The organism is Mesorhizobium sp. (assembly GCF_004962925.1).
GTDB lineage: Bacteria > Pseudomonadota > Alphaproteobacteria > Rhizobiales > Rhizobiaceae > Mesorhizobium.
The window spans coordinates 1-7,428 of record NZ_SUEO01000058.1 but is presented as its reverse complement, the minus strand read 5'-3'; the positions used below and the strand labels follow the sequence as shown (position 1 = coordinate 7,428).

The following is a 7,428-nucleotide window of genomic DNA, read 5'->3' as shown; positions in this document are numbered from 1 at the left end:
TTGCAATGGCGTCGGCCGTGATGAAGCCACCTATTGAGCACGGCGAGGTGCGCCGAGACGGATCGGTGTCGCCATTCAGGACCTGACGCCCGATCTCGCGCCGCCAAGTGCGGAGTCTACGTCCCACGTGCCAGCAGGGAACCTGCGGAACGCGCCGAATAGGCAAGCTGTCGGGCAAAGTCGCCTGAATGACTTTCGCGGGCTGAGCTCGGAAGAAAAGGCGACAGGCTACGTCCTGGCGTGCTGCAGCCGCTCGCAAGGCGAGGTTTGCTCGTTTTTGGCTCGCCCGGCACTCGAAACAACTTGGCTCCGGGCATATTGTTTCTCACCCTGGAACAAAGAGGGTCCTGCCTTGTTGGGTCGGTAGCAAAGTCGTGCACCAGCCACAGTCGTGCACCACCAAACAAGGATAAAGCCCATGAAGATTCGACACCTTCTTGGCGGCTTAGTTACCGCCACCGCTATCGCCTTCGCCGTACCCTCATTGGCCGCGGACAGCGCACAGGATTTCGTCGACAAAGCTGCTGTCGGTGGAAGGTTCGAAGTCGAATCAAGCCAGAGTGTTCTGAGCAAGCTTGACGACCAGCAGGTCAAGCAATTCGCGCAGAAAATGATCAATGATCATGGTGCGGCTAACGCCAAGCTGGAGAGCGTCGCTGGCGACCAGAAGCTCAAGGTTCCCAAGCAACTGGACGCCAAGCACAAGACGGATCTGGAGAAGCTTCAGTCCGCCAAGGCGCCGGTTGATGAGCCCTATGTTGAGGCGCAGCGCACAGCACATGCCGACGCCGTCAAACTGTTCGAAAGCTACGCAAGCCACGGAGACAACGCGGCCCTCAAGACGTTCGCGAAAGACACGGTGCCCACGCTTAAGGCGCATCAGCAAATGGTAGAAGACATTGCATCTAAAATGGCTGCCGGGCCTTCCAGTACGAGTTCGACCACACCCGCGGTGAATACAACCGATACCCCGAATACCCGGGCGCTAGCTCCCGGTGCCAACAGCTTCACGGAAGATCAGGCCAGGAGCCGCATCCAGGATGCCGGCTACTCTGACGTATCTGACCTCAAAAAGGACGACCAAGGCATCTGGCGCGGTCAGGCCATGAAGAACGGAAAGAGCACCGCGGTAGGTTTGGATTATCAAGGCAACATCGTTGCCAGCACCAACTGAACAGACACTCAGGAGTTGAGCCATGAAAACGGTAACGGGTTTATTTGACGATTACGATGACGCAGCCGACGCCGTGGGTGAATTGGAAGCAATGGGCATTCCAAACTCCGACATCAGCATCGTCGCCAACAATGCAACGGGTTGGTACGACGGTGATCGCTCGGAAGCTGCAGAAGATGCGACGGCTGGCGCGGGAATTGGCGCAGTAATCGGCGGGGCAGGAGGATTGCTCACAGGGTTAGGCATCATGGCCATTCCGGGCGTCGGGCCAGTAGTTGCCGCCGGATGGCTGGTGGCTACTGCAGCGGGGGCAGTTGCCGGTGCCGCTGTAGGGGGAGCAACGGGCGGGATTATCGGCGCAATGACAGATGCTGGCATACCTGAAGCGGATGCCCATGTTTATGCAGAAGGCGTCCGTCGTGGCGGCGCTCTTGTAACGGCCAAGGTCGAGGATCAGCTTGTTCCAGATGCTGAACGGATCCTTGAACAGTCCAGGTCGATCGATCTCGCCGAACGCCGCAGTGAATACGAGGCTGGCGGGTGGACCGGCTTTGATCCCTATGCGGAGCCATACCCAGCAGAAGACATTGAGCGTAGTCGCATCCGCAATGTAGATCGACCTTAGTCGAGGAACTGAGGTCCGAGGCCGTAGCAGTTCCGCGGAAACTGTTACGGCTTGTATTTCGGCTGCGGTTGCTTGCCTTCGCCAATTCTTTGGGCTTTTCGGGGGTTCAATCGTGTTTACAACCGGGGCCGGTGGCTCGTCCGCGCTCGTTGCCGGCGTGTCGATCGAAGCGAATGCTCCTCTTGAGCTAGCTGGTTCCTCCCGGTGTTCAACAACGAACGCGATCCGGACTTTTCGTACGAGCAGATTTACACCCCGCTGCTTGCGCGACCCAACGGGAGTACCTCGTCCCCTCTCATTTGATCGCCCTCGACCAGAAGGCGTGGTAAGTGTCGGGGTCTTCGCCCGGGCTCCGGGCTGAGTTCCGGAGCTGAAGCTGTGACCGGGCGCATGGCGCCTCAAGGAGCCGCCGGCCAATCAAGACGTTGCCAACACATTGCCAGTCGTCCGCGGTGGTCGTGCCACAAGTGCCGGGAAGCGCCCGATGCCGCGGTATCGCGCCTCTTAAACTTCTTGCCAGCACGCCTTGCGCGGGGCAGCCCCGTCGAGAACGTCCCGCAGGCGCTCCTATCCAAGCTCCTCGGCGCTTGGGCGCATTCGCAGGCCATTTCAAACAGCACGTCGGCGCGGGATATGTTGCGCGATCGGCCACGACAGCCTGGCGAAGACGCCGCAGGTACTCGGGAACAATCGCGCCAGACTGCCGTTTGGCAATATCATCGCGGGAGAAGGTGTTGCAGCGGATCGTATCAGGAGCTCTGGCGGGACTTGCGGCCACGCTAGCGATGACGATCGCCATGAGGCGTCTTCACGCGTTGCTGGAGAACCGGGAGCGCTATCCTTTGCCACCCCGCGAGATCGTCGAGCGTGTCTTAATCGCCGGTGACGAGCAGGACGCACGAACGAGCACGCTGCTCGCCCATTTCGGCTTTGGAGCCCTGACCGGCTCCGTTTTTGCGCTTTTGCCTGTGCGCCGTGGCAGCGGCGTTCTTTACGGCCTCGGAGTCTGGGCGCTCAGCTATCTGGGATGGATTCCCGCTGCCCATATTCTTGCACCCGCCTGGCGGCATCCCGTCTACCGAAATCTTCTGATGCTGGCTGTCCATGTCGTCTGGGGCGCGACCCTCTCAACATCTCTGAGCGAGCTGGAAGCCGCAAGGACCGAAGTGTTTGGTCGGCCCACCGGCCCAACGGCGGCGATATCGGAAATTCGTGAGGAGCCAGGCTGATGGCTCCAATGCCGATCCCCTTCTAGCTTGACCGCGAGCAGGAAGCTTTCGTTTGATACCTTGCAGACCAATCTATGGATCGACGTCGCGATCGTCGGGGCAGGGATCGTCGGACTACACGCAGCCTGTCTTATCTTTTGCGGGATCCGGGCCTGAAGGTAGCAGTTCTCGAAGCGCGACAGGTCGGCCGGCAAGCCACCGGCCGATTCCGGGTGCGCGACGTCCAGACCATATTCACGGCAGCCGGAATTGCGGTGAGGTCGACCCCGAACACTACCCAAATGGTTGGTTCGCCTGGCTTGCCGATCCGGAGGGCAACCCGATCCAGCTCTGGCAGACGGAGGGGCCGACCGGGACTGATGGGCACCCGAGCAGTCGGAACCGCAGCGCCGATCTAGGTTCGGATGAGCCCGTCTAGAGCATCTGCCTTGAACGCGGAGTCGGCTCGAGGAGTTACGAGAGCCCGCCTAGCGACCTCAGTTTCCAACTTCAATCGCCGATGACATATCCATCGCCGCCGTGACAATGGCACTGCACGATGTCCATGTGCCTGGCGGCGACCGCCTCGGCGGACCGACGGGGTGCCGTTGGTGAGCACGACGAAGCCGACATCGGCCGAGGGCAAGATCTGGAAGGTGGTGTCAGCGGGGCCGCTCGATCCCTTCCGCATCTCCTATACTACGCCAGTTGGCACGACGATCGGCGCCGAGACGGTGGCCCATGCCGAGAAACAGCGTTGGTAGCCGCTGGCCAAGAGCCGTTTTTCGATCCGCTCGGCATGCGTTCGAGCAGCTCTCTGCACAAGGACTGCCGAGTGGCGCGGGCGGCCATGGCGTTCACCCCCACATTGAAGTCATGGATGGCCGTTATAGGTGCCGTCGGCAAGTAGCACGATCATCCACTTGGCAGGATCATGGACGTTGGACGAGATGCCGCCCGCCTGCGTCGCAGCGCGGTCAGCCGCCAGCAGTCTGATCTGGTCGACCAAGTCCTTTCTTTGTAGCGAGTTTTTGCTTTTCTTTCAGCAGCCGAACGATCGCGTCGACGGGCGGCGCAAAGTCGGGCGCCGACTTGCTATTCGACCGCCACAAGTATCCAAAGAATGTTCTCAGTATGCGCATTGTCGTTACCTCCTGGACGACCGAACTTGGCTTGGGCGTTGTTGTTCCTGAACGGCAGGCCAAGCGCCGCTGTCCGAAGGCGAACTCATGTGTGGCAAGCAGGCACGGCTGGAGTCTGGACGGGATAGAAATCCTGGAACTCGTCCTCCAGAACTCAGCCGTGATCGCTCCCGGTTGCAGACGCTCTCCATTCTTCCGGCCTGGCATTCGGGGAGACGGTAGGCGGCTTGGCTGAAATCGAGCGAGGGCAGGTTCTGGCGGTGGGCAGGGCGGGGAGTGTCGTGGCGATCACCGACAAGCTGAAGGAGCGGGTGCGTCCCGCCCGTCCGAGCTGGCGCTACTGGGCCGCATGTTCGACCGGCTGAAGGGTCGAGGCTCAATACTGCTTCGTTGGTTGTTGCCATTGTGATTTGGACTGGGGCGCCGATCGGGGCACCAACTGGCTTACTTACAAGACGATAAGGCTCGGCGAACATTACGAGCCGGGTGACAAGAGGATTGCCGCGCTGAGGTCACCCTCCCGCCGCCTTAATGCTCCGCGCGGCTTCCTCGATGGCCGCGCGATCATTGCCAAGCCTATCGATCAATTCTTGGGCCTGGTCACCGCTTATGCCCGTTCGCATTGCCAAGGCCTCGACGGTCATAGCGTCCGAGCTGGCGATCTCGCGAGTTTTCGGAAGAGCATCGTCTGCGGTAAGGGCAGTGCGGCCTCTCGATCAATTTCGGCTTTAGCCTGATGCCAGTGTCGCTCGTGATCGCCGTGTCTACTGCCTTCACGTTCCCAAATTGGTATGCGCGGTGTTGGTTTTTTTCGTGCCGTCCTTCGCCCATCTTGAGTCCTCCGTGCAGATTTGTCGTCAATGCGGGGCGCGACGGATGATCCGGCGCCAAACCCAGATTCGGACAAAGCAGATCTTCGCCGGGTTCAACGCATGACGATGCCGATCGACGCGGACGCATCATCGGGCTTTTTGGTGTGCGGACCAAAAAGCGCGGAGGGAAAGAAGGGATCGCGCCAGTGCTTTGCGAAATGCCAGGTGAAACAAAGCAATGAGCGCGCGAAACAGTGAAGTTTGTTGACCGCTGGCGCGCACGCCATCCGACTTGTTCTCTTGCTGAATTCCTACGCACCTGACCGGCTGCGAGGTCCGGCGTGCACCTCAGCATAGTAATCAATGTACGGGAATTACCAAGCCGTAGCCGCCTTGGAACGAATAATCCCGCTCGAACTTACTTTAGCGATCCAGGTCCCTCACTCGGATCACCGGTCACTCGATCGGATTGGCCCGCCCTCGTACAGGGGCGGGTCATTGTTTCCGGGCGACCTGACTGACAGGAGTGAACAACAATGTTTGCAGATGAGATTGCGGCAAGGCGTCTGAAAACCCTAGTCGACCACTATATGGAGACCAGGAAAAGGCGGCACGATGTGGTTTCAACATCGAGAGCTGAAACCGCCATACGGGAAGTCCTCCCCAATTGCCCTGTGTCCGGGAAAGCCCTTGACGACATGATCGCCGCCTGTGCCGTCGAGCATGGTCTCGGCGTGCTGTTCGACAGGTCAGAAATCACCGACAGCGTCAGCTGACCCGCTGGCCTGCGCCAGCGCTCAGACACGTCGAATGTCCGGTTCATACATGTCCCCGGTTGGTACGTTTCCGACACTATCCATGAGCCTCCATGCATCTAGATAGTCCATGGAGGTGGACTGGCATGCCAAGATATTTTTTCCATATCCGGAACGAGGAGGGGCACCTCATCGAGGACCTCGAGGGGCAGGAATTTGCGGATTTGGCGCAGGCTGAGGAGAACGCGATGGCCTCCGCCAAGGAGATCCTGGCGGAAGGACTGCTCAGCGGGAAGCCAATGCTGACAGGCGCGATCTTTGAGATATGCGACGAAAAACACGCATTGGTGTTGCGATTTCCCTTCTCGGATGCCGCCAGAATGCCCGGTACCCGCCCTTAATGCTTAAAGTGATTGGCTTCGGGACTTTAGCACCCCCATATGTAGTCTTATCGTTCGCACGTTGTCACGGGCGCGAACGGCTGGGAGATCAGAAAGCTCTTGCCCTACCGAGGGTGGAGTTATGTTTAACCAGCCCAATATTCCCTATCAAAATGCTTTATTGCGGCGACTTTCCCCTGGCGATCTGGCATCGATCGAACCCAACATGGAACGGGTAGCGCTGCCGATGCGGACCCAGCTTGAGTCGACGAAGTCCGTTATCGAACACGTGTATTTCCTGGAAGACGGCATCGCGTCGGTAGTCGCCAAACTACCTAAGGGCCGGGATACCGAGGTCGGCCTGATCGGCATGGAAGGCATGACCGGAGCCTTAGTGGCCCTAGGCGGCGATCGCGCCGCACATGACACCTATATGCAACTGGCGGGAAGCGGCTTGCGAGTTCCAGCCCCGGCACTGTCGTCTGCTCTGTCTGAGAGCACTTCGCTGAAGGCTCTTCTGCTTCTCTATGTCCAGACCCTCTATATTCAGACCAGCTACACCGCCCTGGTAAACGCACGGTCGAAGTTGGACGAACGTTTGGCTCGCTGGCTTCTGATGTGCCACGATCGCGTCCGCACCGACCGGCTTGCAATCACCCACGAATTCATATCCGTCATGCTCGGTGTGCGGCGACCGGGTGTCACGGTTGCAATCCAGGAGCTTGAGGGCAGGGGCCTAATCAGAGCCACGCGGGGTGAGATCGTCATCAGGGATCGTGATGGTCTGTTCCAGTTGGCCGATGGCACCTACAGCGAGCCGGAGCGGGAATATGAGCGGTTGCTGGGGAAAACCGACTAGCCCCTATAATCGGCGGCTTCGGCGAAAGTCACGGTAGCGACGAGCGCCACCGTGGTCGGCAATTCAACCGACGCATCGCGCATGAGCGTTTCCCACAGCCTAACCCCCTTTCGCCATCATATTCTTCACGGCATAAATCGCTTCGCGAACCGGCACTTGCATGATCTGGGAGTTCGCTACCGAGGGAGCGGCATCTGAACCCTGCTTTGTCGTCCGTGGTGGGGAGGATAACCTCACATCCTCGATAGGCCAGTTCGCGATAGGCCAGTTCGAAAGATCCGCCATCTAACACCGTCATTTGCGCCAAGCGAAGATGCGCGGAGATTCCAAGTGATCTGCGCGCTAAGTGTTGTGCTCGCCCGAACGCGACTGCTGGTCGGCGGCATCGGCCGATCCGCCCAGCGTGTCGGCGACCGTGGCACCTCGCGCACCCATCGGCTGCTGCGCACCTGTGGTGGTGTCCTTGGCGGTCT

Annotated in this window: 9 protein-coding genes and 1 pseudogene; 8 read left to right on the top strand and 2 right to left on the bottom strand. The window is 59.6% G+C overall.

Going from position 1 to position 7,428, the window contains the following annotated elements; all coding sequences use genetic code 11:
* The first annotated feature begins 418 nt into the window (after positions 1-418).
* From E5W87_RS14095 to E5W87_RS14080, 4 genes are all read left to right on the top strand, one after another.
* The gene (locus E5W87_RS14095) at positions 419-1,174 is read left to right on the top strand and encodes a DUF4142 domain-containing protein (RefSeq protein ID WP_292398130.1); all 756 of its coding nucleotides are present in this window, start codon (positions 419-421) and stop codon (positions 1,172-1,174) included.
* Positions 1,175-1,196: 22 nt separating this feature from the next.
* Positions 1,197-1,799, top strand: a complete 603-nt coding sequence (locus E5W87_RS14090; protein ID WP_292398128.1) for a hypothetical protein — start codon at positions 1,197-1,199, stop codon at positions 1,797-1,799.
* A 734-nt stretch (positions 1,800-2,533) separates the two neighbouring features.
* Complete coding sequence (locus E5W87_RS14085) at positions 2,534-3,028, top strand: hypothetical protein (protein ID WP_292398126.1); 495 nt, start codon at positions 2,534-2,536, stop codon at positions 3,026-3,028.
* A gap of 590 nt (positions 3,029-3,618) precedes the next feature.
* Entirely contained in the window at positions 3,619-3,771 is a 153-nt protein-coding gene (locus E5W87_RS14080; RefSeq protein ID WP_164759316.1) for a hypothetical protein, read from the top strand.
* Between the two features lie 110 nt (positions 3,772-3,881).
* Here the strand turns inward: E5W87_RS14080 and E5W87_RS14075 are convergent, their stop codons facing one another.
* Complete coding sequence (locus E5W87_RS14075) at positions 3,882-4,016, bottom strand: hypothetical protein (protein ID WP_281033166.1); 135 nt, start codon at positions 4,014-4,016, stop codon at positions 3,882-3,884.
* Between the two features lie 360 nt (positions 4,017-4,376).
* Between E5W87_RS14075 and E5W87_RS14070 the strand changes: the two genes are divergently transcribed.
* The gene (locus E5W87_RS14070) at positions 4,377-4,514 is read left to right on the top strand and encodes a hypothetical protein (RefSeq protein ID WP_292398121.1); all 138 of its coding nucleotides are present in this window, start codon (positions 4,377-4,379) and stop codon (positions 4,512-4,514) included.
* Between the two features lie 147 nt (positions 4,515-4,661).
* Here E5W87_RS14070 and E5W87_RS14065 read toward each other — a convergent pair.
* A pseudogene (locus tag E5W87_RS14065) lies at positions 4,662-4,980 on the bottom strand (DUF2934 domain-containing protein).
* Positions 4,981-5,497: 517 nt separating this feature from the next.
* On the opposite strand from E5W87_RS14065, the gene E5W87_RS14060 reads away from it, so the two are divergent.
* The 3 genes from E5W87_RS14060 to E5W87_RS14050 all read left to right on the top strand — a co-directional run bounded on the left by E5W87_RS14060 (position 5,498) and on the right by E5W87_RS14050 (position 6,955).
* The gene (locus E5W87_RS14060; protein WP_128247155.1) at positions 5,498-5,737 is read left to right on the top strand and encodes a hypothetical protein; all 240 of its coding nucleotides are present in this window, start codon (positions 5,498-5,500) and stop codon (positions 5,735-5,737) included.
* Positions 5,738-5,862: 125 nt separating this feature from the next.
* Entirely contained in the window at positions 5,863-6,117 is a 255-nt protein-coding gene (locus E5W87_RS14055; protein ID WP_292398118.1) for a hypothetical protein, read from the top strand.
* A gap of 121 nt (positions 6,118-6,238) precedes the next feature.
* Positions 6,239-6,955 (top strand): Crp/Fnr family transcriptional regulator, encoded by a 717-nt coding sequence (locus E5W87_RS14050; protein WP_292398116.1) that lies wholly within the window; start codon positions 6,239-6,241, stop codon positions 6,953-6,955.
* The last annotated feature ends 473 nt before the right edge of the window (positions 6,956-7,428 follow it).